The 25015-nt window shown below is 32.6% G+C and carries 23 protein-coding genes; 12 read left to right on the top strand and 11 right to left on the bottom strand.

Going from position 1 to position 25015, the window contains the following annotated elements:
- Nucleotides 1-117 precede the first annotated feature (117 nt).
- Nucleotides 118-981, top strand: a complete 864-nt coding sequence (locus tag HB672_RS04540) for an RNA polymerase sigma factor RpoD/SigA (protein ID WP_167608442.1) — start codon at nt 118-120, stop codon at nt 979-981.
- Between the two features lie 31 nt (nt 982-1012).
- On the top strand, nt 1013-1207 hold the full coding sequence (rpsU, locus tag HB672_RS04535; RefSeq protein ID WP_167608438.1) for a 30S ribosomal protein S21: 195 nt from the start codon (nt 1013-1015) through the stop codon (nt 1205-1207).
- A gap of 56 nt (nt 1208-1263) precedes the next feature.
- Here the strand turns inward: rpsU and HB672_RS04530 are convergent, their stop codons facing one another.
- On the bottom strand, nt 1264-2058 hold the full coding sequence (locus HB672_RS04530) for a DUF2797 domain-containing protein (protein ID WP_167608435.1): 795 nt from the start codon (nt 2056-2058) through the stop codon (nt 1264-1266).
- 44 nt (nt 2059-2102) lie between these two features.
- Between HB672_RS04530 and HB672_RS04525 the strand changes: the two genes are divergently transcribed.
- Nucleotides 2103-3617: a GH3 auxin-responsive promoter family protein gene (locus tag HB672_RS04525; RefSeq protein WP_167608433.1), complete on the top strand. Its 1515-nt coding sequence runs from the start codon at nt 2103-2105 to the stop codon at nt 3615-3617.
- A gap of 300 nt (nt 3618-3917) precedes the next feature.
- Nucleotides 3918-6647 carry a T9SS type B sorting domain-containing protein gene (locus HB672_RS14765; RefSeq protein ID WP_167608430.1) on the top strand — a complete coding sequence of 910 codons (2730 nt, stop codon included), beginning with the start codon at nt 3918-3920 and terminating at the stop codon, nt 6645-6647.
- Here HB672_RS14765 and HB672_RS04515 read toward each other — a convergent pair.
- The 7 genes from HB672_RS04515 to HB672_RS04485 all read right to left on the bottom strand — a co-directional run bounded on the left by HB672_RS04515 (nt 6644) and on the right by HB672_RS04485 (nt 12906).
- The gene (locus HB672_RS04515; RefSeq protein WP_167608427.1) at nt 6644-7438 is read right to left on the bottom strand and encodes a prolyl oligopeptidase family serine peptidase; all 795 of its coding nucleotides are present in this window, start codon (nt 7436-7438) and stop codon (nt 6644-6646) included. The genes HB672_RS14765 and HB672_RS04515 overlap by 4 nt on opposite strands.
- Before the next feature lie 191 nt (nt 7439-7629).
- Nucleotides 7630-8862, bottom strand: coding sequence for an ATP-dependent Clp protease ATP-binding subunit ClpX (gene clpX / locus HB672_RS04510; protein WP_167608424.1), 1233 nt, complete (start codon nt 8860-8862; stop codon nt 7630-7632).
- A 9-nt stretch (nt 8863-8871) separates the two neighbouring features.
- On the bottom strand, nt 8872-9546 hold the full coding sequence (gene clpP / locus HB672_RS04505) for an ATP-dependent Clp endopeptidase proteolytic subunit ClpP (RefSeq protein WP_167608421.1): 675 nt from the start codon (nt 9544-9546) through the stop codon (nt 8872-8874).
- A gap of 84 nt (nt 9547-9630) precedes the next feature.
- Nucleotides 9631-10956 carry a trigger factor gene (gene tig, locus HB672_RS04500; RefSeq protein WP_167608418.1) on the bottom strand — a complete coding sequence of 442 codons (1326 nt, stop codon included), beginning with the start codon at nt 10954-10956 and terminating at the stop codon, nt 9631-9633.
- A 78-nt stretch (nt 10957-11034) separates the two neighbouring features.
- Nucleotides 11035-11385, bottom strand: a complete 351-nt coding sequence (locus HB672_RS04495; RefSeq protein ID WP_167608415.1) for a phage holin family protein — start codon at nt 11383-11385, stop codon at nt 11035-11037.
- 37 nt (nt 11386-11422) lie between these two features.
- Nucleotides 11423-12193, bottom strand: coding sequence for an alpha/beta fold hydrolase (locus HB672_RS04490; RefSeq protein ID WP_167608412.1), 771 nt, complete (start codon nt 12191-12193; stop codon nt 11423-11425).
- Nucleotides 12193-12906, bottom strand: coding sequence for a pyridoxine 5'-phosphate synthase (locus HB672_RS04485; protein WP_167608409.1), 714 nt, complete (start codon nt 12904-12906; stop codon nt 12193-12195). The genes HB672_RS04490 and HB672_RS04485 overlap by 1 nt, the downstream gene beginning before the upstream one ends.
- Nucleotides 12907-12995: 89 nt before the next feature.
- On the opposite strand from HB672_RS04485, the gene HB672_RS04480 reads away from it, so the two are divergent.
- The 8 genes from HB672_RS04480 to murI all read left to right on the top strand — a co-directional run bounded on the left by HB672_RS04480 (nt 12996) and on the right by murI (nt 21423).
- Nucleotides 12996-13652 (top strand): CBS domain-containing protein, encoded by a 657-nt coding sequence (locus tag HB672_RS04480; RefSeq protein ID WP_167608406.1) that lies wholly within the window; start codon nt 12996-12998, stop codon nt 13650-13652.
- 4 nt (nt 13653-13656) lie between these two features.
- Complete coding sequence (locus HB672_RS04475) at nt 13657-14541, top strand: NAD kinase (protein ID WP_167608403.1); 885 nt, start codon at nt 13657-13659, stop codon at nt 14539-14541.
- A 121-nt stretch (nt 14542-14662) separates the two neighbouring features.
- The gene (locus HB672_RS04470) at nt 14663-15325 is read left to right on the top strand and encodes a DUF6089 family protein (protein ID WP_348272545.1); all 663 of its coding nucleotides are present in this window, start codon (nt 14663-14665) and stop codon (nt 15323-15325) included.
- 58 nt (nt 15326-15383) lie between these two features.
- Entirely contained in the window at nt 15384-16067 is a 684-nt protein-coding gene (locus HB672_RS04465; protein ID WP_244306590.1) for an isoprenyl transferase, read from the top strand.
- Nucleotides 16051-18666 (top strand): outer membrane protein assembly factor BamA, encoded by a 2616-nt coding sequence (bamA, locus tag HB672_RS04460; RefSeq protein ID WP_348272544.1) that lies wholly within the window; start codon nt 16051-16053, stop codon nt 18664-18666. The genes HB672_RS04465 and bamA overlap by 17 nt, the downstream gene beginning before the upstream one ends.
- A 167-nt stretch (nt 18667-18833) precedes the next feature.
- A complete protein-coding gene (locus tag HB672_RS04455) occupies nt 18834-20006 on the top strand; it encodes an OmpH family outer membrane protein (RefSeq protein ID WP_167608394.1) in 1173 nt (390 codons plus the stop codon).
- A 33-nt stretch (nt 20007-20039) separates the two neighbouring features.
- A complete protein-coding gene (locus HB672_RS04450) occupies nt 20040-20549 on the top strand; it encodes an OmpH family outer membrane protein (protein ID WP_167608391.1) in 510 nt (169 codons plus the stop codon).
- A 94-nt stretch (nt 20550-20643) separates the two neighbouring features.
- A complete protein-coding gene (murI, locus tag HB672_RS04445) occupies nt 20644-21423 on the top strand; it encodes a glutamate racemase (RefSeq protein WP_167608388.1) in 780 nt (259 codons plus the stop codon).
- 1 nt (nt 21424) lies between these two features.
- Here murI and HB672_RS04440 read toward each other — a convergent pair whose 3' ends face one another.
- From HB672_RS04440 to HB672_RS04430, 3 genes are all read right to left on the bottom strand, one after another.
- Nucleotides 21425-21940: a gamma carbonic anhydrase family protein gene (locus tag HB672_RS04440; RefSeq protein WP_167608385.1), complete on the bottom strand. Its 516-nt coding sequence runs from the start codon at nt 21938-21940 to the stop codon at nt 21425-21427.
- A 138-nt stretch (nt 21941-22078) separates the two neighbouring features.
- Nucleotides 22079-22813: a LytTR family DNA-binding domain-containing protein gene (locus tag HB672_RS04435; protein ID WP_167608382.1), complete on the bottom strand. Its 735-nt coding sequence runs from the start codon at nt 22811-22813 to the stop codon at nt 22079-22081.
- The gene (locus HB672_RS04430; RefSeq protein ID WP_167608379.1) at nt 22814-24979 is read right to left on the bottom strand and encodes a histidine kinase; all 2166 of its coding nucleotides are present in this window, start codon (nt 24977-24979) and stop codon (nt 22814-22816) included.
- Between the last annotated feature and the right edge of the window lie 36 nt (nt 24980-25015).

Genomic DNA, 25015 nt, shown 5'->3' with positions numbered 1-25015 from the left:
CTTCTACTAATTTGCTCTTTTTTAGAGTTTTTTTAATAAAAACACCTCATTTATTAGGATTTTTTAATAAAAACGTTAAGTTATAAAGATGTATAATTAAAAACGGCAATATAATATATGAGGCAATTAAAAATTACGAAACAAGTTACCAATAGAGAATCTAAATCACTTGACAAATACCTACAAGACATTGGAAAAATTCAATTAATTACTGCTGAGGAAGAAGTTGAGTTAGCACAAAAGATTCGTGCAGGAGACCAAGATGCTTTAGATAAACTCACAACTGCTAACTTACGTTTTGTAGTTTCAGTCTCAAAACAATACCAAAACCAAGGTTTATCATTACCAGATTTAATTAACGAAGGCAATGCTGGATTAGTTAAAGCAGCTAAACGTTTTGACGAAACAAGAGGTTTTAAGTTTATATCTTATGCTGTATGGTGGATTAGACAAGCCATTCTACAAGCATTGGCAGAGCAATCACGAATAGTAAGACTTCCTTTAAATAAGATTGGAGCAATTAATAAAATAAATAAAGCGTATTCTTTCTTAGAACAAACGCATGAAAGAGCGCCAAGTGCAGAAGAAATTGCCCTTAATCTAGACCTTTCAGTTAGCAACGTTAAACAGTCATTGAAAATTTCTGGAAGGCATGTATCTATGGATTCGCCCTTAAAAGATGGAGAAACATCAACACTATACGATGTTGTAAAGTCGGAGGAATCGCCAAAACCTGATGCTGATTTAATGAGAAACTCATTAACAATTGAAATAAATCGTGCTTTAGACACGCTATCAGAAAAAGAAGCCGTAGTTTTGCGCCATTATTACGGTATCGATCAAAAACAACCTATGAGCCTTCAGGAAATAGGCGACTCTTTTGGATTAACACGAGAGCGTGTTAGGCAAATAAAAGAAAAAGGAATTCGCAGGTTGCGACATACATCAAAAAGTAAAGTATTAAAAACATATTTAGGATAAGCCTAAAAGTAAAACATTAATAAATATATATATGTTAAAAATTATTATTAAAGAAGGAGAAAATATAGAGCGTGCTTTAAAACGTTACAAACGAAAGCACAGAAATATTAAGGTGATGCAAAATTTAAGAGAAAATCAATTTTTCACAAAGCCTTCAGTTAAAAGACGCCGTGAAATCCAAAAAGCTTCTTATATTCAAAGTCTAAGAGACCAAGAAGATATTTAGTATTTCATAAAATAAAAGTATCCATCCCATTTGAAATTAGTTTTGAATGGGATTTTTTAATTGATAGAAATATCAACTACCAATCCTTCATTAGCTCTAATATTGAAAACGGTTTCGTCTTCAAAAATTAAATATTGTCCTTTAATGCCAACTAATGTTCCTTGGTATTCATGTGATTTAATCAAATTTAAACTAGACGGTTTTTTGGGGTAAGCTAAAACAGGAAACTCCATATTAGTTTCAGAATTGTTGGCAATATAATACTCCTTTGCCTCATCAGGAATGTAATCTTTGAGTCGTTCACGCCAGTCCACTAAATTTTCATCTTCAATATCGTTTTTAAGCATTTTTCGCCAGTTGGTTTTATCAGCCACATGCTCTTTTAAAGCAACTTCGGTAATTCCTGCTAAATATCGGTTAGGCACCTCAACAATTTCTATTGCTTCATGAGCGCCTTGGTCTATCCAACGCGTTGGTACTTGACTTTTTCTAGTCACGCCTACTTTTACATTACTTGAGTTAGCCAAGTACACTACGTGAGGTTGCAACTGGACTTTTTTTTCATACTCTAAGTCTCTATCTTCTTTATCTAAATGTGCTGTACTTAATTCTGGACGCATAATCCAGTCAGCTGCTTGTGGAATATCAAAAAAGCAACTTTTACAAAAACCCTGCCTATAAATGGTTTTATCTAAACCACAATTAAGACATTGAAATTTTACAAAACTGATTTTTAGCGTTTTATTCAGAAGCTGATTCATATTTATAAAATCCGATTCAAACACTAAATAATAATTAATTGGACTGCTAAATTCAGTTTCCATTTTTGTTAACACACCTTGGTACTGCATAAAAAGATTTTTCCTATTTTAGACCTCGTAAAGATAACCAATATATGCCAATTCCCTTAGTAAATTCTATTGCTTCATGGTTTTTAAAAAAACGATTTCATCAAATTGAATTGTTTTTAAAATACCCTAATGAAGTACAAAATGAGTTGCTTTTTTCGCTTTTAGACACTGCCAAAGACACGCAAATAGGAAAACAATATGATTTTACTTCTATTAAAAACTATAAAACGTTTAGCGAAAGAATTCCAATTGTTTCGTATGAAGATATTCAGAATGATATTGAAGCATCAAGACAAGGAACTCAAAATATTTTTTGGCCAACTCCAATTAAATGGTTTGCTAAATCAAGTGGAACAACCAACGCAAAAAGCAAATTTATTCCAGTAAGTGTGGAGTCTCTTGAAGATTGTCATTATGCAGCAGGAAAAGATTTACTGTGCATGTATTTAAACAACAATGAAGATTCTCAGCTTTTTACAGGAAAAAGTTTACGTTTAGGTGGCAGTAAAGAACTTTATAAAGAAAATGGGACTGCGTTTGGTGATTTGTCAGCAATTTTAATAGATAATATGCCTTTTTGGGCAGAATTCAGTAGCACACCAAGCAACAAAGTATCACTAATGAGTGACTGGGAATACAAAATGCAAGCCATTGTTGATGAAACCATTAACGAAAACGTGACAAGTTTAGCAGGAGTCCCTTCCTGGATGTTGGTACTATTAAATAATGTATTAGAAACAACTGGAAAACAAAATATACTAGATATTTGGCCAAACCTAGAGGTGTATTTTCATGGAGGTGTGAGTTTTGTGCCTTATATGGACCAATATAAATCCATTTTGCCAAGTAAAAATTTTAAGTATTACGAAATCTATAATGCATCTGAAGGATTTTTTGCAATTCAAGATCAAAACAATACTAGTGAATTATTATTGATGCTGGATTATGGAATTTTTTATGAGTTTATAGATATGTCTACTTATGGAACGCCTCAAGAAAAAGTCATTCCCTTAAGTGACGTTGAAAAAGATGTAAACTATGCAGTCATTATTACTACCAATGCTGGATTATGGCGCTATAAAATCGGGGACACTATTAGATTTACTTCTTTAAGTCCATATCGTATAAAAGTATCTGGAAGAACCAAACACCATATTAATGTATTTGGAGAAGAGCTTATTATTGAAAATGCTGAAGATGCCCTAAAAGATGTTTGCAAAAAAACCAATGCCGAAATCATTGACTATACAGCTGCACCAATTTTTATGGAAGGCAAAGAAAAGGGGTCACATGAATGGCTTATTGAATTTAAAACACCTCCTGTCGATATAAATAATTTTAAACAGCTATTAGACAGCGCTTTACAATCTTTAAACTCAGACTATGAAGCGAAACGCTTTAACAACATCACTTTGAATCAACCAAAAGTAAATGTGGCTAGACCACAATTATTTTATGATTGGTTAAAGAAAAAAGATAAGCTTGGAGGGCAACATAAAATACCTAGACTTTCAAATTCAAGAGATTATTTGGATGAGTTGTTGGAATTAAACAATTAAAATCGGGGCGCTTTTTATCGGTAATAATAACGCACTTTTTTCTTTAAACGAATATACACCTATATTCATCTAAAAATAGAGACTCACTTTTTTTTCTTTCGATTATAATACTACTTTTAAACTATAATTAAGACACAAGACATTAAAAACCCTACAAGCAAACATTAATTATAATCCAAAATAATAAACCACTCAAAATTGAGTGGTTTCTTTATTTTAATAACTTTTCATTTTGTCTAAGTTTAATAGCTTACACCCAATAAAAACTACTGTTTATTTAGAATTTCATACATTTAGTAAGTGAAAAAGAAGATTTTAGTAGGTTTTTTGTTGTTCACTACTTTTATGTTTTCTCAAAATGAAGCCAATAACTGGTTTTTTGGTGAGAATATGGGCTTAAGGTTTAATCGTAATTCGCCTAGACCAGTAGTTCAACAAGGAAGTTTGAACACCTTAGAAGGTTGTGCGTCAATTTCTGATGCAAATGGACGGTTGTTGTTTTATTCTGACGGTTCAACAGCATGGACTAGAACACATCAACCAATGCCAAATGGCACCGATTTGTTAGGTGATGAATCTAGTACACAATCAGCTATCATAGTTCCCAATCCTACATATCCAAATATTTATTATTTATTTACTGTTGGCTCTACTATAGAACCTTCGGGATATCATTATTACACGGTAGATTTATCACTTAACAATGGTTTAGGCGATATTTCAGGAGTTGCTACAGATTTATCTGGAAGTAGTGATGGAGGCTTTTGGTCGGAAAAAATTACAGCAGTAGAAACTGCTGACTGTGATGGCTATTGGGTGATTTCGTTAGTTGATAATTTGTTTTACTCATATAAAGTAACCGAGAGTGGAGTGAGCCCAACACCAGTTATTTCTCAAGTAGATTTTATGTCAAGACAATCACGTGGCTATTTAAAAATTTCTCCCAACGGAAAAAAACTAGCTGTAGCTCATCAAGGGTTAACTTCAAGTACAAGCGGATTGCTTTTATACGGTTTTAACAATAGTACAGGGGTTGTTGCCAACAATGGCGAAATGATATATAATTCTGGTGGTTCTGAAGCACCTTATGGTATTGAGTTTTCACCAAGTGGCGATATGCTATATGCTTCTACTTTAGATTTTGATACCTACAAACTTTATCAATTCGATTTAAAAGATACAAATCTTAGAACGAGAATGTCCCTTCTACATTCAGAATTAGCCTACAGAGGTGCTTTACAACTAGGTCCAGATTTAAAAATATATGTCACGATACCCGAAGAATATACAATTGGGACGCAGTATCTAGACGTGATACACAATCCTGAATTAAAAGGTGATGATTGTAATTTTGAGTTGGATTATATCGATTTTGGAAATGGAAGACAGGTAATGCAAGGTTTACCTCCTTTTATTCAATCGTTCTTTATAGTAAACGATTTTAACATTGTAAATCCTAATGAAGAAGTTACCGAAACAAGTGCAGACCTAGCCATATGTTATGATAGCACTTATACACTAAATGGCCCAGATATTCCTGGTGCAGATTATTTCTGGGCATTTAACGATGGCACAACGACAACACCGATACCAACACCATCGCCACCTCATCAATTAATTATTAATAGTGATGGAACTAATACTATTGGAACATACTCACTTTTTGTTGATTCACATGATGAGTGTGATAATAAATATGAAGGTTTTGCAAACATAACATTTAATTTACCTCCTACAATAAACACTAACGTTGTATTAGACAAATGTGATTTATTTGACAATAACTCGCAAGATGGCTTAACGACATTTGACCTAAGAAATAGTATTGATTTAATTACAAGTAATCAATCTCATAGATTCAATGTTTATTTTTATTTAAATGCAGCTGATGCCAACTCAGACTCATTAAATGAAAATGGCTTAGACCCAATTTTTTCTAATACTGCGGCTAACCAAGTTGTTATAGCGAAAGTATTTGAAATAGGAAATGATTGCTATAGTTTAAGCAATATAGAATTGGTTGCAACTCCTAGCGACGTAATCCCTCCGATAAATGAATATGGTTGTGACTTAGGAGATAGCACTGCTTTATTTAAACTAAATGAAATAAAAAATAATATTGTTAATTCTCTAGGTCCAGCTGGAACATATACTGTTACCTTATACGATTCTCTTGAAAATGCTATAAATGACAATGCCATTTCTGGAAACAATTACACAACTGGAGCAACCATGTTGTTTTTTAAAGTTGAAGACAATGGGAATTGTTATGGCTCAGGTACTATAAATTTAATTATTAGCACGTTCCCAGACTTAAATTCTCTAGAAACTATTGTTATTTGTGATAATTCTTTTCCAATAACATTAACTGCACCTATACCAATAAACTTGCAAAATAATTATAGTTACTATTGGAGTACAAACGACACAAATTACCAAATCTCTATACCAAGTGCTCAAACAGTAACGCTAACCATTGTAGATAATGTTTCGGGTTGCGAAAAGCAAAAAATATTTAAAGTGTTAAGCTCAACCATTCCTGTTTTAAATAGTATTACTGTTGATGTTGGAGATTCTAATACTGTAACCATTTCAGCTGCTCAAAATAGCGATAACCTATACGCTTTAAATAATATAGATGATGTTTTTACATTTAATTACCAGCCAGAAAACACTTTTTACAATGTTCCTCCTGGCACTTATGATGTTTATGTAAATAATGTGTGTGGTACAATCGTAGAAAGAATTTTTGTTTTTGGTTTTCAAAAATTCTTAACACCAAACAATGATGGGTATCACGATACTTGGAGAGTAAAAGGTTTAGATTATGATAATTTTACTTTCTCGGATATCAATATTTTTGACAGATATGGTAAACTACTCATTAATATGAAACCTAATTCTGGATGGAACGGAACTTATAATGGAAAATTATTACCTTCTAGTGATTATTGGTTTACCATAAGTGTCGCAGATCTCCAAAACAATACTGCCATTACTTACAAAGGGCATTTTAGTTTAGTTCTCTAATTCCAAATTTCGGTTTGAACCCAAGTGGCTGCGTCTGCTAAATAACTAGCATAATCGCAAACATCTAAATGTGATAATCCAGTAGCTACTACAAATTCGATACTAGATCCTGCATCTATTGATTCGTTTACAAATGCTTCAGTCTCTGCAATTGGAAACAACTCATCATCTTCACCATGTATTACATACATTGGTACTTCAATTGGTAGAACTTCTCCACTGCTTCTCGCCGGATCGTAAGAACTTGCCATAGGGATCGCTGCTGAAAATAATTCAGGATAATAATCGGCATAAAACCAACTTCCGTTTCCTCCGTTACTATATCCTGTAATAATCACTTGGCTCGGATTTATAAACCAATTAGATTTTGCTAAATCTACTAGCGCTAAAATTTGTTGCTGGTTTGTAGAATCGTACCATTCATCAAAACCTGCATTTGGACTAATAATAAATGCATTTAGAGTTTGCAACCCAGTTTCAACATAGCATTCTGTATTTTGATGTGCAGATGGACTTCCTCCAGAAGCTCCATGCAAATCTATAACTAAAGGTCTCAAATTATCAATTGTGGCATCTGCTGGTGCAATAACCCTAAAGCTCCAATAAGTATCTTTTACTAGTGTTTCTAATCGAAAATCATTAATTCCAGGCTGTACATCTAGATTTTGAAAATCTTCTATAACATCATCAGCTGTTCTTGCTTGTGGCGTAGGAGCTGATTCATTCTTACTACAACTTACTATTGCAGATATTGTAACCATTAATAACAGTGTGTTCTTAAACTTTTTCATGAGTGCTTTTTCTCAAATTTAGAAAAAATTATTTTAGGATGCCTTATTTTATGGTGTTTATAATTTTCTAACTTTCAACAAAGCAATCCATTACTAACAAAAAACCACTCAAATTTGAGTGGTTTTAGTTTATAATTGCTTTCATTAAAGAGATTACTTTTCTGATGAAAAAAGTCAGTATTCCCTAACGCTTAAGAAACGGCTTTTAGTTTTTTAAGTCTAGTTTTAGTTAATTTTCCTTCTGCGTAAGCTTTTGTAACATTTAACTTAGTTTCGTTCGTACTTGGTAAATTAAACATAGCATCAGTTAAAATTTCTTCGCAAAGCGAACGTAAGCCACGAGCTCCCAATTTGTACTCAACAGCTTTTTTTACAATAAAATCTAAAGCACCATCTGTTATGGATAATTCTATATCGTCCATTGCAAATAGTTTTTTGTATTGTTTTACTATAGCATTTTTTGGTTCTGTTAAAATAGCTCTAAGTGTATTGGCATCTAATGGGTTCATGTAAGTCAATACTGGAAGTCGACCAATAATTTCTGGTATTAATCCAAAATCTTTAAGATCTTTAGGTATAATATATTGTAAAATATTATCCTTATCGATTATTTCGCCTTCATGAGAAGCCTTATAGCCAATAGATGACATATTTAAACGTTTAGAGATATGACGCTCAATACCATCAAAAGCACCTCCTGCTATAAATAAAATGTTTTCGGTATTTACTTCAATAAATTTTTGATCTGGATGTTTTCTTCCTCCTTTTGGTGGCACATTAACAACAGTTCCTTCTAAAAGTTTTAGAAGTGCTTGTTGCACACCTTCACCAGAAACATCTCTAGTAATTGATGGGTTATCACTTTTTCGAGCAATTTTATCTATTTCATCAATAAACACAATACCTCTTTCTGCTTTTTCTAGATTATAATCGGCTGCTTGCAATAAACGTGTTAAAATACTCTCAACATCTTCACCAACATAGCCAGCCTCAGTAAGTACTGTGGCATCAACAATAGCCAAAGGTACATTTAACATTTTAGCAATAGTTTTTGCCATTAAGGTTTTACCTGTTCCAGTTTGACCAACCATCATGATATTAGATTTTTGAATCTCAATATCATCATCTGTTGGAGATTGCAATAAACGCTTATAGTGATTATAAACAGCGACAGACATTACTTTTTTAGTATACTCTTGACCTATTATGTATTCATCTAAAAACCCTTTAATTTGTTGGGGTTTACGCAACATTAATTCGGCAGATAAGTCACCTGAATCCATTTGCTTGGATTCTTCAATAACAATACCATGAGCTTGCTCGATACAACGATCACAAATATGTGCGTCTAATCCAGCAATCAATAAATTGGTTTCTGGTTTTTTTCTACCGCAAAACGAACATTCTAATTCTTCCTTCGCCATAATTCTATATTAGTTACGAGATAATATCTCGTCAATCATTCCATATTCTAAAGCTTTATCTGCTTTCATCCAGTAATCACGATCACTATCCTTATAGACTTTGTCGTAATCTTGACCTGAGTGCTTACTTATTATTTTATACAACTCTTCTTTAAGTATTAATATTTCACGTGCTGTAATTTCAATATCACTTGCTTGTCCTTGCGCTCCACCTAAAGGTTGATGAATCATGACTCTACTGTGCGTTAATCCGCTGCGTTTTCCTTTTTCTCCTGCGCATAATAACACCGCTCCCATAGATGCTGCCATTCCAGTGCAAATGGTTGCTACGTCTGGTTTAATTAACTGCATAGTGTCGTAAATTCCTAAACCAGCATAGACACTTCCACCTGGAGAGTTAACATATATTTGAATATCTTTTGAAGAATCTGTACTCTCTAAAAACAATAATTGTGCTTGAATAATGTTTGCTACTTGGTCGTTAATTGCAGTTCCCATAAAAATGATACGATCCATCATTAACCTTGAAAATACATCAAAAATAGCAATGTTCATTTGACGTTCTTCAATAATATTTGGCGTTAAATTAGTTGGATACATACTACTGATAATTTTGTTGTAATATGTACTGCTAATACCTTGATCTTTTATAGCGAATTTTTCAAATTCTTTTCCGTAATCCATAGTTATTTTAAGTGATATAATTGATAATAAAAAAAGCGTTGAATCCTTATGAATTCAACGCCTAAATATAGTGAATTTTTAAAACTATGAACCGTAAACTTCCTTAACAAATTTGTCGTAAGACAATTCTTTAGTTTTAAGATTTGCATTTTCTTTATAGAAAGCTAATAGTTTTTGACTCGTTAATTGTTCGGACAAACGCTTAACTTCATCTTGATTTGATAGTATTCTAGCAGAAATATCATCTAACTCTTTTTCAGATGGATTCATTTGTCCAAATTGTGCCATTTGACCTTTAATCATTTCATGCGTATAAGCTTTTAAATCTTCAAAGTTAATTTGAAGATTATTATCTACAATCAACTTGCTTTCAATTAACTGATAGCGCATTGCTTTTTCAGATTTTTCATACTCTTCTTTAGCTTGTTCCTCATTTAATGGCTCCTCTCCTGCGGTTTGAATCCATTTTTGTAAAAACTCAGCTGGCAAATCAAATTTTGTGCTTTCAACTAGATATTCGGTTACATCATTCAATAATTTTTGATCCGATTGTTGTACAAACTGCTTTGCAGCATCTTCTTTAATTTTATCTTTTAATTCGGTTACAGAAGTTACAACACCCTTACCAAATAATTTATCGAATAACTCTTGGTCTAAATCGGCAAGTTCTCTTGTATTTACTTCCGTAATTGTAAAATCTACATCAATAGCCAATCCATGAGCATCCTCGCGAGAGACTTTTAGGAAATTCATTAAATCATGGTCATCATTAAATAACCCTTTTGTTTTTAAGGTAATAACATCACCTATTTTAGAGCCAATAAATTTTTTGGCATTTACCTTTCCTTTTAATTTATCTAAAGTTAGGGTTGTAGTATTATTAATTTCTTTTTCTTCGTTTACAAAAGTTCCAGTGATTTCGTCATTTTCTGCAACTTCGTTTTTAGAAATTAACTTACCATATTGTTTCTGGATGTTTTCAACTTGGTCATCAATCATTTTATCATCTGCAACAATATCGTAATGTGTAATGGCTTTTTTCCCTTTAAGCTTCACTTCGAACTCAGGCGTTAAACCTAATTCAAACTCAAAAGTAAAATTATCGGCATCCCAATTTAAATCGTCTTGTGCTTTTGGCAACGGATTTCCAAGAACGTCAAGTTTTTCTTCGGTTAAGTATTTGTGCAATGCATCTTGAAGTAATTTATTTACCTCATCTACCAATACAGCCTTTCCATATTGCTTTTTTACCATTCCCATTGGAACGTGTCCCTTTCTAAAACCTGGAATGTTTGCAGTTTTACGGTAATCAGATAATATTTTCTCTACTTTATCTGCATAATCGCCTTTTTCAATATCTACTTTTACTACTGCATTTAATGCATCGATATTTTCTCTTGTAATATTCATTTTTGCCTAAATAAAATTTGGCTGCAAAAGTACGATATTTTTGAGATTGAACAAAGTTTTAATAGACTGAAGTTCAGTCTATTTTTTATCTTCTTTTAATACAGAATATAAGATGGATTGTAAAAACGAAAGTAACAAGCTAAAAAGAATAGCTGTCCATATACTAGACACTTGGAAACCATCAATTAACTTATCAGCCAATAATATAATTAAAGCGTTTACTACTAACAAAAATAACCCTAAGGTTAGGATGGTAATAGGCAAGGTTAAAATAATTAATATTGGTTTTACCAACACATTTAATATTGCTAAAACTAAAGCAACAATTAAAGGTGTCGTAAAAGTGTCATCAAGTGTTACTCCAGGCAATAATTTTGCTAAAATAATTACTGCAATAGCACTTAATACGAGTTTCATTAATAGTTTCATCTATATTATTTTTTAATTTGACTCAAGATACAAAATATTAGTTTTCTTCTATAAAATCCATAACGTATTGATAAAACTCCTTAGGGTTTTCGGCATGCAACCAATGACCAGCTTTACACACTGTAGAAATTGATGCTTTAGGAAATTGCATTTTTATTAAGTGTTCGTCATTAGCTACAATATATTCCGATCGATCACCACGTAAAAACAACGTATCTCCATCAAATTTTAAGTGAATTGGTAATGCTTCGCCTACTTCAGAGACGTTTTTGGTTAATATTTCCAAATTAATTCTTAACCCTAGTTTACCTTTTTCTACCCAATACAAGTTCTTTAACAAAAACTGTCTTATTCCAAAATTCGAAACATATTTTGAAAGTTGTTTATCTGCTTCTGTTCTGGATTTTATATGATTTAAATCTAGCGACCCTAACCCTTCTAAAATTGCATCATGATGTATTGGATAAAAGCGTGGAGAAATATCGGCAACTATTAATTTTTTTACTTTTTCTGGGTATTTTGCTGCAAATAGCATAGCTGTTTTTCCTCCCATAGAATGACCTAAAAGAATAATATTCTCTAATTTATGATGGTCGCAGTATTTTTTTAAGTCTTCAGCAAGAATATCGTAATCAAAATCTTCATCATGAAAACTTCGTCCATGATTACGTTGATCCACCAAATGAACCTCATAACCTTGTTCGCTAAATTGTTTACCAAGGGTTTTCCAGTTGTCACCCATTCCTAAAAAACCATGAAGGATTACAAATGGTTTTCCCTCTCCTATTGTATTTGAGTGCAACAACATTATTTAAGTTTATGTAAATACATTTGTACAACGTTTTCTGCTCCTAAGTATAAACTTTCGGAAATCAATGCATGTCCAATAGAAACTTCTAAAAGATTTGGTATGTTATCTTTAAAAAACTTGATGTTTTCTAGTGATAAGTCATGTCCTGCATTTATACCTAATCCTAAATCATTACATCTAACAGCACATTTTGTATATGATTCAATAGCCTTTTTGTTCCCTAGGCTGTATTGATGTGCAAAAGCTTCGGTGTATAATTCAATCCTATCTGTTCCAGTTTCCATAGCTCCATCCACTTGAGCAATAACTGGATCTAAAAAAATAGAAGTTCTTATACCGTTGTTTTTAAATTCTTTAATAATTTCTGTTAAAAATTCTCTATGTTTAATGGTATCCCAACCAGCATTGCTTGTTATGGCATCTACAGCATCGGGCACTAATGTGACTTGTGTTGGTTTAATGTCTAAAACCATATCGACAAATTTTGGAATAGGATTACCTTCAATATTATATTCGGTATAAACAACTGGCTTTAAATCGTGAGCATCTTGATATCTAATATGACGCTCGTCAGGACGCGGATGAATGGTCACACCTTCGGCTCCAAATTCTTGAACATCATTAGCAAATTGGACTACATTTGGTGTATTTCCCCCTCTTGAATTTCGCAACGTTGCTATCTTATTAATGTTTACACTTAACTTTGTCATCAGTAAAATTTTAAAGACAAAAATACAAAGTAAGTTACGCTTATTGTACTTATTTTTGATTATTTTGCAGTTAATAACAAACCTAAATTATGCCTTTAAGCGAGTATATTATCAATGATATAAAACCACTAAAAGCCACCAGCAATATTGGTGAGGCGCAACAGCTTTTTAACCAGTTAACATATTCACATATTCCTATTCAAAAAGAAGGAATTTATATTGGATGTCTCTCTGAAACCGATGCACATTGCTTTGATTCGGGCAAACCCATAGCAGAATATTTATATACACTTGAAGGGTTTTTTGTGCGAAGGTCTACGCTTTGGCTGGATGTTTTGGAAGCTTTTGCTCAAAAAGACACCAATATCATGCCTGTTTTAAGCGACAACAATGAGTATTTAGGATACTATGAGCTTAATGATATTATATCAATGTTCAATCAAACGCCTTTTTTCTCGGAACCTGGTGGAATTTTGATTGTAGAAAAAGGCTATAATGATTACTCTTTTAGCGAAATTTGCCAAATTGTCGAATCCAATAACGGAAAACTTTTAGGTACATTTATTTCAAAAACAGAAAATGACATGGTGCAAATAACACTAAAAATTGGAAATACAGGACTAAACGATATTATCCAGAGTTTTAGGCGCTATAGTTATAACATTATTTCTGGTCATGAGGACGATACATTTGTTCAAAACCTTAAAGATCGCTCGGATTATTTAAACAAATACTTAAACTTGTAAGTTCATGAAAGTTGCTATATATGGTCAAGTGTATCAAAAAAGCTCATTGATTCCCATTGAAAGCCTTTTTCAAATTTGTCATAAAAAATCATTTGATGTTTATATTGAAACCTCCTTTTTTAAGTCTATTAAACAAGAAGAAAGCATTCGGGAAATTATCAAGGACTTTAATACCTTTAAAGAATTAGACAACTCTTTTGATTTATTTATTAGTATTGGTGGTGATGGCACCATATTAAGAGCTGTCACTTATGTCCGTGATTTAAACATTCCAATTATTGGTATCAATACTGGGCGCTTAGGTTTTTTGGCAACCATCCAAAAAAATAATATTGCAAAAGCCATTGATGATATTGTTAAAGGGAATTATAGAATCTCTGAAAGAAGCCTACTCACTATAAGTACAGATCCTGAAAATGAGTCGCTATTTGAGTTTAATGCTGCACTAAATGAAATTGCCGTAAGTAGAAAAAACACAACCTCTATGATAACGGTTGAAACAAGTTTAAATAATGAATATTTAACCTCGTATTGGGCAGATGGGCTCATTATTTCAACGCCTACGGGCTCTACAGGCTATTCTTTAAGTTGTGGAGGTCCTGTGATAATGCCTGAATCAGATAGCATTACATTAACTCCAATAGCACCGCACAATTTAAATGCTAGACCATTAGTCATTCAAAACTCTACCGAAATAAAATTGAGAGTAAGCGGAAGAGAAGACAGCTATCTGGTTTCGCTAGACTCAAGAATTGCTACTCTAGATAATAACTCAACTGTTATTATAAAATTAGCCGACTTCAAAATTAAAATGATTGAACTAAACAGTGAGAGTTTTTTAAGTACACTTCGCAATAAACTTCTTTGGGGTGAAGATAAACGGAATTAGACAATAAATTTTCTTAATTGGTGTTTATCTGTAATACTAAACAACAAATTATAATAGGCTCATCTTATTTATTATATTTGCAAACTTTTGAACATCTATGAGGTATTTAACCATTTTTATTATGTGCGTTTTAAGCAGTCAATTAAATTATGGCCAAATTTATGAGGTTGGTGTTTTTGCTGGTGGCAGTAATTTAATTGGCGATGTAGGTTCAACAAAATATATTGCTCCCAATCAACCAGCGTTTGGAGGCGTTTTTAAATGGAATAGAAGCCCTAGACACTCTTACAGGCTGTCTGTGATTTTTTCCGATTTAGATGCGCAAGATTACAAATCGGACGATCCTAGGAGGATTGAAAGGGATTATTCATTTAATGGAAGTATTCTAGAGGTAGCATTAGGTATGGAATTTACGTTTTTTGATTTTAACCTTCATAATGATGGTAATAAATCTACACCATACATCTATACAGGTGTTTCTTTTACAAAGCATGACAATTATTATTTTAGAAATGGTATTCAAGCCTCTGAAAACACATCAAGTTGGGCTCCTGGAATCCCAATGGCAATAGGCTATAAAACAACAATAACTGATCATATCTTAATCGCTGCCGAAATTGGAGTTCGCTACACATTTTCCGATGAGCTTGACGGTAATTTCCCCGAAAGACCATCACTTTTCAATTACAGTTTTGGAAATTTAAACAATAATGATTGGTATATGTTTACAGGTATCACTTTAACTTATACCTTTGCACGAAAACCCTGTTACTGCGATTTTTAACGTGGATAAAAAAGAGCAAATACATATAGACCACCTCCCTCAACATATTGCCATTATTATGGATGGTAACGGTCGTTGGGCTAAAGAAAAAGGTAAATTACGCTTATTTGGTCACGAAAAAGGAAGTAAAACAGTTAAAGAAGTTGTAGAGGGTTCTGCAGAACTTGGTGTTAAATTTTTAACACTATATGCCTTTTCTACCGAAAACTGGAACAGACCAAAAATTGAAGTTCAAACCCTTATGAAGCTACTAATTTCATCCTTGAAAAAGGAAATAAAAACACTTCAAAAAAACAATATAAAACTTAACGCCATAGGAGACCTTAAAGCCTTGCCTTTAAAGGTATATAATGAACTTATAGATGTTATAGAGTTAACAAAATCTAACAATCGCTTAACCTTAACGCTTGCTTTAAGTTATGGTTCTAGGGATGAATTGATAAATACTGTTAAACAAATAAGTATTAAAGTTAAAAATAATATAATTTCGCCAGAAAAAATTGATGAATCGGTAATTAATGAGCATCTTTACACGCAAAATTTGCCAGACGTAGATTTATTAATTAGAACTAGTGGCGAACAACGTATAAGCAATTTCTTATTATGGCAAATTGCTTATGCCGAATTATATTTTACAAATGTATTTTGGCCAGATTTTACAAAGCAACATTTGTATGAAGCCATAATAAACTATCAACAAAGAGAAAGACGATTTGGAAAAACGAGTGAACAACTTAGCTAATATTAAACTATTGAGAGCAAATATTACTAGACTTTTATTTATTGCCTTTATATTTAGCAGCATAACTGTATCTGCACAAATAGAAAATACCGAAAACTCAACAACCTATACCATTGGCGAAATTACCGTTACTGGAAGCACGAGTTTTAATGCGGAATCTGTAATAACATATTCTGGATTAAGAGCAGGTCAAGAAATTACTGTACCAAGAGCTTCACTTTCAAAAATTAGTGAAGCAGTAAAAAAACTATGGAAATTAAACTTATTTAGTGATATAGAAATATTTATAAGTAGTATTGAAGACGGTAATGTGGCTAATCTCGAAATTAAACTAAGAGATCTTCCAGAGCTAAAAGATGTAAATATTGTTGGTGTCAAGAAATCTAAATTCGATGATATTATAAAAGACAATAAGCTCATCCCAGGAGTAAAGGTTACCGAAAATCTAATTACAACCACCAAAAATTATTTAGAGAGCTCTTACCAAAAGAAAGGCTTTTTAAAAGCAGATGTTGTTATTACAACATCTGAAGTAACTGATTCTATCGATAAGCAAAGGGTGAACATGAAGCTTAACATAGATAAAGGTGACAAAGTAAAAGTAAAAGATATTGTGTTTAATGGCAACGAAAAGCTTAGTGGGAAAAAGCTAAGAAAGGCCATGAAAAACACTAAGAAAAAGAATCCTATTAGAGTTTTTAAACGTTCAAAATATATTGAAGCAGACTTTAATGAAGATTTAACCAGTATTGTTGATAAATACAAAGAAAACGGTTATAGAGATGCGCGAATCATATCCGACTCTTTAATTTACAATGCAGATAATACAGTTTCCTTAAACATACAATTAGAAGAAGGCGAAAAATATACTTATGGTGATATAAAATTCTTAGGGAATACCGTTTATACCGATAAACAATTAAACACCATTTTGAGAATTGATAAAGGAGATACTTATAATGGTGTCGAATTAGAAAAAAGAATCCAAGACGAAACCAAACCAGACGGGAACGATTTAGCAAACCTATATCAAAATAACGGTTATTTATTTTCAAATATAACCCCTGTTGAAACTAGTGCTGATGGTAATGTTATCGACATGGAAATTAGAATTGTTGAAGGTAAACCAGCATATTTTGATAAAATATCGGTTGTTGGAAACGACAAAACAAACGACCATGTTATTTATAGAGAAATTAGAACACGTCCAGGGCAAAGATACAGTAAAGCAGATGTGCTTCGTACTATTCGTGAATTAGGGCAATTAGGCTTTTTCGATGCACAACAAATAGTGCCTAATTTTGTAGATCCTAACCCTAATGATGGTACATTAAGTATGGAATACTCTGTAGTTGAGCGCGGTTCGAGTCAAATAGAATTACAAGGCGGATACGGTGGCGGTGGCTTTATTGGTACTTTAGGATTATCATTTAACAACTTTTCTATAAAAGATATCTTTAAAAAAGAAGCTTACCAACCAATTCCTATGGGAGATGGACAAAAACTAGCCCTTCGTTTACAAGCAAGTAGATTTTACCAAACTTATAGCTTTTCATTTTCAGAGCCTTGGTTTGGTGGTAAAAAACCTGTGAGTTTTTCAACATCTATTTCTCATACAAAACAGTTTTTGTATAATCCATTAACAAGAGATGCAGACAAAGACAGACGCTTTAACATTACAGGGCTTTCTGTTGGACTTGCAAAAAGATTAACAGTCCCTGATGATTTCTTTGTCTTATCGCAAGCCATAAGTTTTCAGCATTACGATTTAAAAAATTATAATACTGGCTTATTTACTTTCGGTGATGGATCAGCTAACAACTTAGCATATACTATTGGTTTAAGTAGAGATGATACAAATTTCGACCCTATTTATCCAACAGGTGGTTCTAAATTTGGTATTACTGCCAAATTGTCTTTACCGTATTCAGCATTTAACAAAATTGATTATACGGGATTGAAAGAAGAAAGAGAAGATCAATTGGAAATTCAAAATAATACGACTAACTCCAACTCTATTAGAACTGAAGCAGCGAATAGAATTGCAGAAATAGATCAAGAACGCTTTAAATGGCTAGAGTTTTATAAAGTAAAATTTAATGGTGAATGGTACACTAGAGTTGTTGGGGACATGGTATTACGCCCTAAAATGGAATTTGGATTCTTAGGCGCATATAATAATGACCGAGGTGTAATTCCATTTGAACGCTATTTCCTAGGAGGTGATGGCATGGGAACTTACAGTTTAGATGGCAGAGAAGCCATTGCTTTAAGAGGATACCCAAACCAATCATTATCATCACAAGATGGTGGAACTATTTACAATAAATTCTCTTTAGAATTAAGATACCCAATAACCTTAAAATCGCAACAAGCAAAAATTTTCGCATTAGCCTTTTTAGAAGCCGGTGCATCGTATGATAGTTTTAGAGACTATAACCCATTTGCTCTAAAGCGTTCGGCTGGTTTAGGTATTAGATTGTTTATGCCTGCATTTGGATTATTAGGTATAGATTTTGGGCATGGATTTGATCCTTTACCTGGACAAACTGTAAAGCATGGATGGGAAACACACTTTATAATTGGGCAACAATTTTAAGTTTGGCACGATATTTTCAATGTACAGTTTAACGATTTAATTAGCGCGTTAAAATTTTTCAAAATATATTTCGTTAATTTGATAAATAATAACGCTCGCATCCAAATCGAAAATTGTCTGTTAGTGTTGTATTTTAAAATTAAAAAAACTATTTAAAACATATACGGATGAAAACAAAAGTTCTTTTTTTACTGGCAATAGCATCCTTTATTAGTCTATCTACTTTTGCACAAAAAAGTGTACGAATTGGTTATATAGATACTGAGTATATTTTACAAAATGTCCCAGAATACCAAAGTGCCTCAACTCAATTAGATACCAAGGTTGATAAATGGAAAAAAGAAATCGAAAAACGTTTAAGTGACATCGACCAAAAGAAGAAGCAATTATCTTCTGAAAGTGTCCTGTTAACACCTGAACTAATTCAAGAGCGTCAAGAAGACATAAACATTGAAGAAAATGAAGTTCTAGATTATCAACAAAAACGTTTTGGGCCTAACGGCGATTTAATGATTCAAAGAAAACAATTAATGCAACCTATCCAGGATCAAATTTTCACAGCAGTACAAGAAATTGCTTCAAGTAAAAACTATGATTTTGTTTTTGATAAATCAGCAGATGTTGTAATGCTTTATTCGGCAGATAGATTTGATATAAGCGACCAAGTATTGCGTTCTATTACTAGAACGGCAAAACGTACACAAGTTCAAAATCGCAAAGAGAAAAAAGCTGCTGAAGCTGAAGAAGTTGTTCCTGAAATAAATGAAAGCCAAGAAGCAAGAGCACAAGCTTTAGCAGATAAAAAAGCGGAACGAGAAAAGGATATTGCAGATAAGCGTGCTAAACAGCAAGCAGATCGTGAAGCTAAGAAAAAAGCGCTTGAAGATAAGAGACAACAAATTCTCGAAGAACGTGCTAAGGCAAGACAAGAGAAACTAGATGCACGCAACAATACTAGTAATAAAACGGATGATGTTAAAGAGGAAGCTACAAAAACAGTAGATAAAACAGAAAAAACTGAAGAAGCAGTTAAAACGGAAACGAAAAAAACTGAAGAACCTAAGTTAAGTGCTGCCGAAAAAAGAAAGAAAGCACTAGAAGATAAGAAAAAGAAGATTTTAGCTGATAGACAAGCAAAAATTGATGCCCAAAAAGCAGAAAAAGAAGCAGCTAAAAAAACAACAGATAGTACAGGTGCAAAAAAATTAAGCCCTAAAGAAGCTCGTAAAAAAGCATTAGAAGAAAAAAAACAGAAAATATTAGCCGATAGAAAGGCAAAGCTTGAAGCAAAAAGAGTTCAAGACAGCATTAATAAAGCAAAAAAGAAAAAGAATAATTAATAGACAACAATTTATAACACAATTTATTTAAAAATGAAACATTTAAAGACCTTAGTATTAGCAGCAATATTTTTATTTGGGAGCACAAGTATTATGAATGCGCAAAGTAAAGTTGCTCATATTAACACGCAGGAGTTAATAGCTGCGATGCCAGATTATAAAGCAGCTCAAGCAGAAATGGAAAAATTGGGTAAAACTTATGAAGCAGATATTCAATCAATGGGGAAGGAATATGAAAACAAGGTAAAGCAATATGATGCTGAAGCTTCTGCTCAAACTCAAGAAACAAATCAAAAGAGAATGCAAGAAGTTGCAGCTATGGAGCAAAATATCCGCCAATATCAAAGTAATGCGCAACAAGAAATGCAAAAGAAAGAGTTTGATTTATTAAAGCCAATTACCGAAAAAGCTAAAGCAGCTATTATTAAAGTTGCCAAAGCTCAAGGATTTCAATATGTATTGGATTCTACACAAGGGCAAGGAGTTATCTTAGCCGATGGTAAAGATTTAATGGCAGATGTAAAGAAAGAATTAGGATTCTAAAAAACTACTATTTGTTATTCCTTTGAAGTTAGGAATCTAAATAATAACTAAAAAGCCGCTTTTAACGAAACGGCTTTTTTATTTTTGTAGTACAATGAACAAACAACCTATTGGCATATTTGATTCTGGTGTTGGAGGCACTTCTATTTGGAAAGAAATCCATACACTATTACCTTTTGAAAACACTATCTATCTAGCAGATAGTATTAATGCTCCTTACGGTCCAAAAGGTGAAGAGCGCATTAAAGAACTCTGTATAAAAAACACAGAGCTTCTATTAAACAAAAACTGCAAACTAATTGTTGTTGCTTGTAACACTGCTACAACCAATGCTATTGATTATTTACGCGCTAACTATACTATTCCTTTTATTGGTATTGAACCAGCAATAAAACCAGCTGCTTTACAAACTAAAACCAATGCCATTGGTATTTTGGCAACAAAAGGCACCCTTTCAAGTAAGCTTTTTCATAAAACCACCAACCTATTTGGGAGCGGCATTAATATCATAGAACAAGAGGGTGAAGGTATTGTACAGCTTATTGAAACTGGAAAATTATATTCCGATGAAATGAAAGGGTTGCTAAACATCTATTTAAAACCCATGATAGAAGCCAATATAGACCATTTAGTACTTGGTTGCACCCATTACCCATATTTAATGCCAATATTGCTTGAAATACTCCCAAAACATTTTAAAATTATAGATTCTGGTGAAGCTGTAGCTAAACAGACTAAGGCAATTTTAGAAAAACATCAACTACTTTGTACTCAACACACCAAATCAACACATCAATTTTGTACCAATGTAAATCCTAAGGTTATGACTGAGCTTTTAGATGGTAACTATCATGTTGAGTATTTGGAGTTTTAAACTACTCCTTAAACCAACTAGAGTATTTTACATAATTATTTGCAATTCTGTTAATCTCTCCTGAAATCAATTCTTTGCTAATATCTTTAATCTTTTTAGCTGGAGTTCCAGCATAAATACTTCCTGCCTCAACTCTTGTGTTTTTTGTCACCACTGCTCCTGCAGCAATAATACTATTACTTTCAACGACACAATCATCCATCACAATACTTCCCATACCTATAAGTACATTATCTTGAATAGTGCAACCATGAACTATAGCATTATGACCTATAGATACATTGTTACCAATATTAGTTGGTGAGGTTTCATAAGTAGCATGAATAACAGCGCCATCTTGTACGTTTACCTTATTACCTAGTTTTATGTAATGTACATCACCACGAATTACTGCATTAAACCAAATACTGCATTGGTTTCCCATAGTGACTTCACCCACAATAGTTGCGTTTTCCGCGATGTAACAATCGTTTGGTATGTTTGGTGATTTACCTTTTACTAGTTTTATTATTGGCATGTGTTATTGTTTATAGGTTGATTCGTTATTTGTCCTTTGTCTGTTCGAGTATTTTCTGGATGAAAATGTATTGAGAACTTGTTAAGTACTTCTCGATAAAATTTGCTATGTGAAATCACTCGAAGTGACATTCTTTTTTTATTTAAAATAAGATAATAAATCTGATTTTTTAGAAGCTGAGACCATAATCTCTTTTCCGTTACTTAACATAACACTCCCTCCTTTTCCTTTTATGTATTTAACAACTTCATTAACATTTACCAAGTAGCTTTTATGTACTCTGGCAAATCCTGAATCTGTTAACGTCTCTTCAAAATACTTAAGCGTTTTACTAACCAACTTCTTTTTGTTGTTGTTTAAATAAATCTCGGTATAGTTATCGTCGGCTTTACAATATAAAATATTGGCAGTTTCCAATACCTCAAATCCATCTTGTTGCGGGATGGTTATTTTACCGTTTACGTTATTGGTTTTAGGAATTAGCACTTGATCTTGTAAAGCGTCTTCTTTCGTTTTAATTTCAACCACGTAATCTACTGCTTTAATAAGCTCATCAATAGAAATGGGTTTCATTAAATAATAACTCGCATGTGCATTTAAAGCATCAATTGCGTAATGATTATAGGCTGTTACAAACACTGTTTCAAAATCTCTATCACCTACTTTTTCCAGCAAATCAAATGCATTGCCAAAAGGCATTTCTACATCTAAAAACACAAGGTCTAATTCATTATTTCTTATAAGTAATAACGCTTCATCAACATTAGCAGCTTCGGCTAACACCTCAACATTAGGGCAGTATTTTTTAAGATAATTCTTTAAAATTTCTCTGCTTGTTTCTTCGTCTTCTACTATGATAGATTTTAGTTTCATTTAATCTTTTTTAAGTGTTACTACAACTTTAGTCCCAGAATCCTCGACATCTAAATAATCATCAATAAACACATCTACTTTATCTTTATACATCTCGTTTAAAATAGCAACACGCTTTTTAATATTCCCTAAACCTTTAGAGTTGTGCTTTTTTTGATTTTCGGTTTTCATGGCTTTGGATTTTGTACGTCCAATACCATCATCTACAATGCTTATTTTAAGTTGATTTGTATCAACTTGCGAAATACTTATAGTAAGATTTCCTTTCGCTGTTTTATACCTTAATCCGTGCCACACAGCATTCTCAATATATGGTTGCAATAACATTGGTGGTATTTGAAACTCGTCTACTTTTACATTCTCATCAATAATAATATCGTAATCAAACTTATCTTTAAATCTAAAATGCTCTAATTTGGTGTAAAGTTTAAGTAATTCTATTTCCTTTTCCAGAGAAATAAAATCTTCTTCGCTGTTTTCCAACACTGCACGCATCAACAGAGAAAAATCAGATAAATATTTGTTAGCTGTACGTTCATCATTAGTTGCTATAAAACTATTTACCGAGTTCAAAGCATTAAAAATAAAATGCGGATTCATTTGACTACGCAAAGATTTTAATGCCAAGAGATTATTGTTTAACTTTTGTTGCTTCATGTTTTTAAGCATAAAATACACTGCAAAAAGTAATAATAAAACACCTCCAATTAAGGAATAAATAATGAGTTTTTGACGTTTGTTTCGCTCTGTAGTTAATTGGTATTTGCTTTCGGACAATGCTCGGTCGCTTTCAAGACTTGTAATTCGATTTTGCTTTGCGGCCAAATCTTTTGCCAAACGTGCAGCGCGTGATATTTCTTGCTCCTTTTTAATATAAAGCTCATCTACTAAACGCTCGTAAGTTCGTGTAGTAGAAATGGCTTTATCAATATCTCCTGCGTCTCTTAATACTTCCGAAAGTTTTCTAGTAGCATCTTTTTGTACCACTAAATCTTCTTTATCGTCTGCTTCCTCAATACTCTTTTCAAGGTATTGAATAGCATTTGGGAAATCTTTTTGTATGGCATAAGCACTCCCAATTTTGTAATTCTGCTTTTGTGGTGTAATTGCACTTTCGTTATCAAAAGTTGAATCAGCTTCAATATCATTTATTTCAACAAGTGCTTGTTTTCTAAGTTCTATCTCTTTGTTATACGCTTTATTTTTTCCTTCAAAGTCAGCAACTTTTACTTTTTCTTCTACAGCTCTTTTTTTATTCTCTTGGGAAGCAAGACTTAGAGAATTTTGAAAATATCCTTCAGCTTCTTCAGTTTCACCAGAAGCATCATAGGCTTCAGCTATTTTAGAATTTAAATCTGTGATTTTTGGCGTGATTAAATGTTTTTGAGCAATTTTGAGTCCTTCTTTGTAAGCATTTACAGCAGCGTCAAAACTTTGAGTAATGACATACACATCACCCAAGCCTTCGTAAAGACTAGTTAGCTGCCAATTGGACAAATTCTCTTTATTTATTGATAGATACTCATCAATACTTTCCTGATAGTTTTCATTGAATTTAAATGACTTAGCGAGTTTTAACTTCACCGCATTCTCATCAATATTTTGAAGGCTTATTCTATAATTTGAAATCGCTAAATCGTATTGTTTCCACTCAAAATACACATCACCTAAAGTTTCGTAAACTTCGGCATTTTCTTTTGTAGAACTAGAAATAGTCAATGCGTCGGTAATAAATTGAATACTCTTTTCTGCATCTTTTTTTAGATAGGTATCTGCGGAATCTATTAAAGATTTAAAAGCACCAGCATCTCTTTTAGAAATTTTACTAATAAAGTTTTTTGAGTCATTATGCTCTACCTCGACCCTAATACGCTCGTTATCTTGAATAATATAGTAAATGGTTTCAAAATCACTATGTTTTATAATGAGTTCATCACCTTTAGATGCATTAATTTTGAATTCTCCAAGCGAATTAGTAGTAGTATAAGCACCTCCATTTACTAGAATATTTACTTTTGGAATAGGTTTATAAGTACTTTTTTCTAACACCGAACCTCTTACTACAAATGTTTCTTTTGCCGCTTCGTTATTTACTTCTTGAGCAAGTATTGAGCTTGAAAACAACAGTACAAGTAGTATAATAATATGTCGAGCAAGTTTTATCATTTTTATTTATTGAAAGGTAAACTTACATACTTTACT

It is taken from the genome of Gaetbulibacter sp. S0825, assembly GCF_011777505.1.
GTDB lineage: Bacteria > Bacteroidota > Bacteroidia > Flavobacteriales > Flavobacteriaceae > Pontimicrobium.
Note: the sequence above shows the minus strand (reverse complement) of the source record. Positions and strands in the feature narration are given on the sequence as shown.

Excerpts from the sequence above, each read along its gene's own strand:
- HB672_RS04515 (WP_167608427.1), bottom strand. The coding sequence starts at position 7,438 with ATGAAAAAGTTTAAGAACACACTGTTATTAATGGTTACAATATCTGCA.
- rpsU (WP_167608438.1), top strand. The coding sequence starts at position 1,013 with ATGTTAAAAATTATTATTAAAGAAGGAGAAAATATAGAGCGTGCTTTA.
- HB672_RS04540 (WP_167608442.1), top strand. The coding sequence starts at position 118 with ATGAGGCAATTAAAAATTACGAAACAAGTTACCAATAGAGAATCTAAA.
- murI (WP_167608388.1), top strand. The coding sequence starts at position 20,644 with ATGAACAAACAACCTATTGGCATATTTGATTCTGGTGTTGGAGGCACT.
- HB672_RS04430 (WP_167608379.1), bottom strand. The coding sequence starts at position 24,979 with ATGATAAAACTTGCTCGACATATTATTATACTACTTGTACTGTTGTTT.
- HB672_RS04440 (WP_167608385.1), bottom strand. The coding sequence starts at position 21,940 with ATGCCAATAATAAAACTAGTAAAAGGTAAATCACCAAACATACCAAAC.
- HB672_RS04485 (WP_167608409.1), bottom strand. The coding sequence starts at position 12,906 with ATGACAAAGTTAAGTGTAAACATTAATAAGATAGCAACGTTGCGAAAT.
- clpP (WP_167608421.1), bottom strand. The coding sequence starts at position 9,546 with ATGGATTACGGAAAAGAATTTGAAAAATTCGCTATAAAAGATCAAGGT.
- HB672_RS04470 (WP_348272545.1), top strand. The coding sequence starts at position 14,663 with ATGTGCGTTTTAAGCAGTCAATTAAATTATGGCCAAATTTATGAGGTT.
- HB672_RS04475 (WP_167608403.1), top strand. The coding sequence starts at position 13,657 with ATGAAAGTTGCTATATATGGTCAAGTGTATCAAAAAAGCTCATTGATT.
- HB672_RS04480 (WP_167608406.1), top strand. The coding sequence starts at position 12,996 with ATGCCTTTAAGCGAGTATATTATCAATGATATAAAACCACTAAAAGCC.
- HB672_RS04530 (WP_167608435.1), bottom strand. The coding sequence starts at position 2,058 with ATGCAGTACCAAGGTGTGTTAACAAAAATGGAAACTGAATTTAGCAGT.
- clpX (WP_167608424.1), bottom strand. The coding sequence starts at position 8,862 with ATGGCGAAGGAAGAATTAGAATGTTCGTTTTGCGGTAGAAAAAAACCA.
- HB672_RS04450 (WP_167608391.1), top strand. The coding sequence starts at position 20,040 with ATGAAACATTTAAAGACCTTAGTATTAGCAGCAATATTTTTATTTGGG.
- HB672_RS04465 (WP_244306590.1), top strand. The coding sequence starts at position 15,384 with ATGGATGGTAACGGTCGTTGGGCTAAAGAAAAAGGTAAATTACGCTTA.
- tig (WP_167608418.1), bottom strand. The coding sequence starts at position 10,956 with ATGAATATTACAAGAGAAAATATCGATGCATTAAATGCAGTAGTAAAA.
- HB672_RS04495 (WP_167608415.1), bottom strand. The coding sequence starts at position 11,385 with ATGAAACTATTAATGAAACTCGTATTAAGTGCTATTGCAGTAATTATT.
- HB672_RS04435 (WP_167608382.1), bottom strand. The coding sequence starts at position 22,813 with ATGAAACTAAAATCTATCATAGTAGAAGACGAAGAAACAAGCAGAGAA.
- HB672_RS04525 (WP_167608433.1), top strand. The coding sequence starts at position 2,103 with ATGCCAATTCCCTTAGTAAATTCTATTGCTTCATGGTTTTTAAAAAAA.
- HB672_RS04455 (WP_167608394.1), top strand. The coding sequence starts at position 18,834 with ATGAAAACAAAAGTTCTTTTTTTACTGGCAATAGCATCCTTTATTAGT.
- HB672_RS04490 (WP_167608412.1), bottom strand. The coding sequence starts at position 12,193 with ATGTTGTTGCACTCAAATACAATAGGAGAGGGAAAACCATTTGTAATC.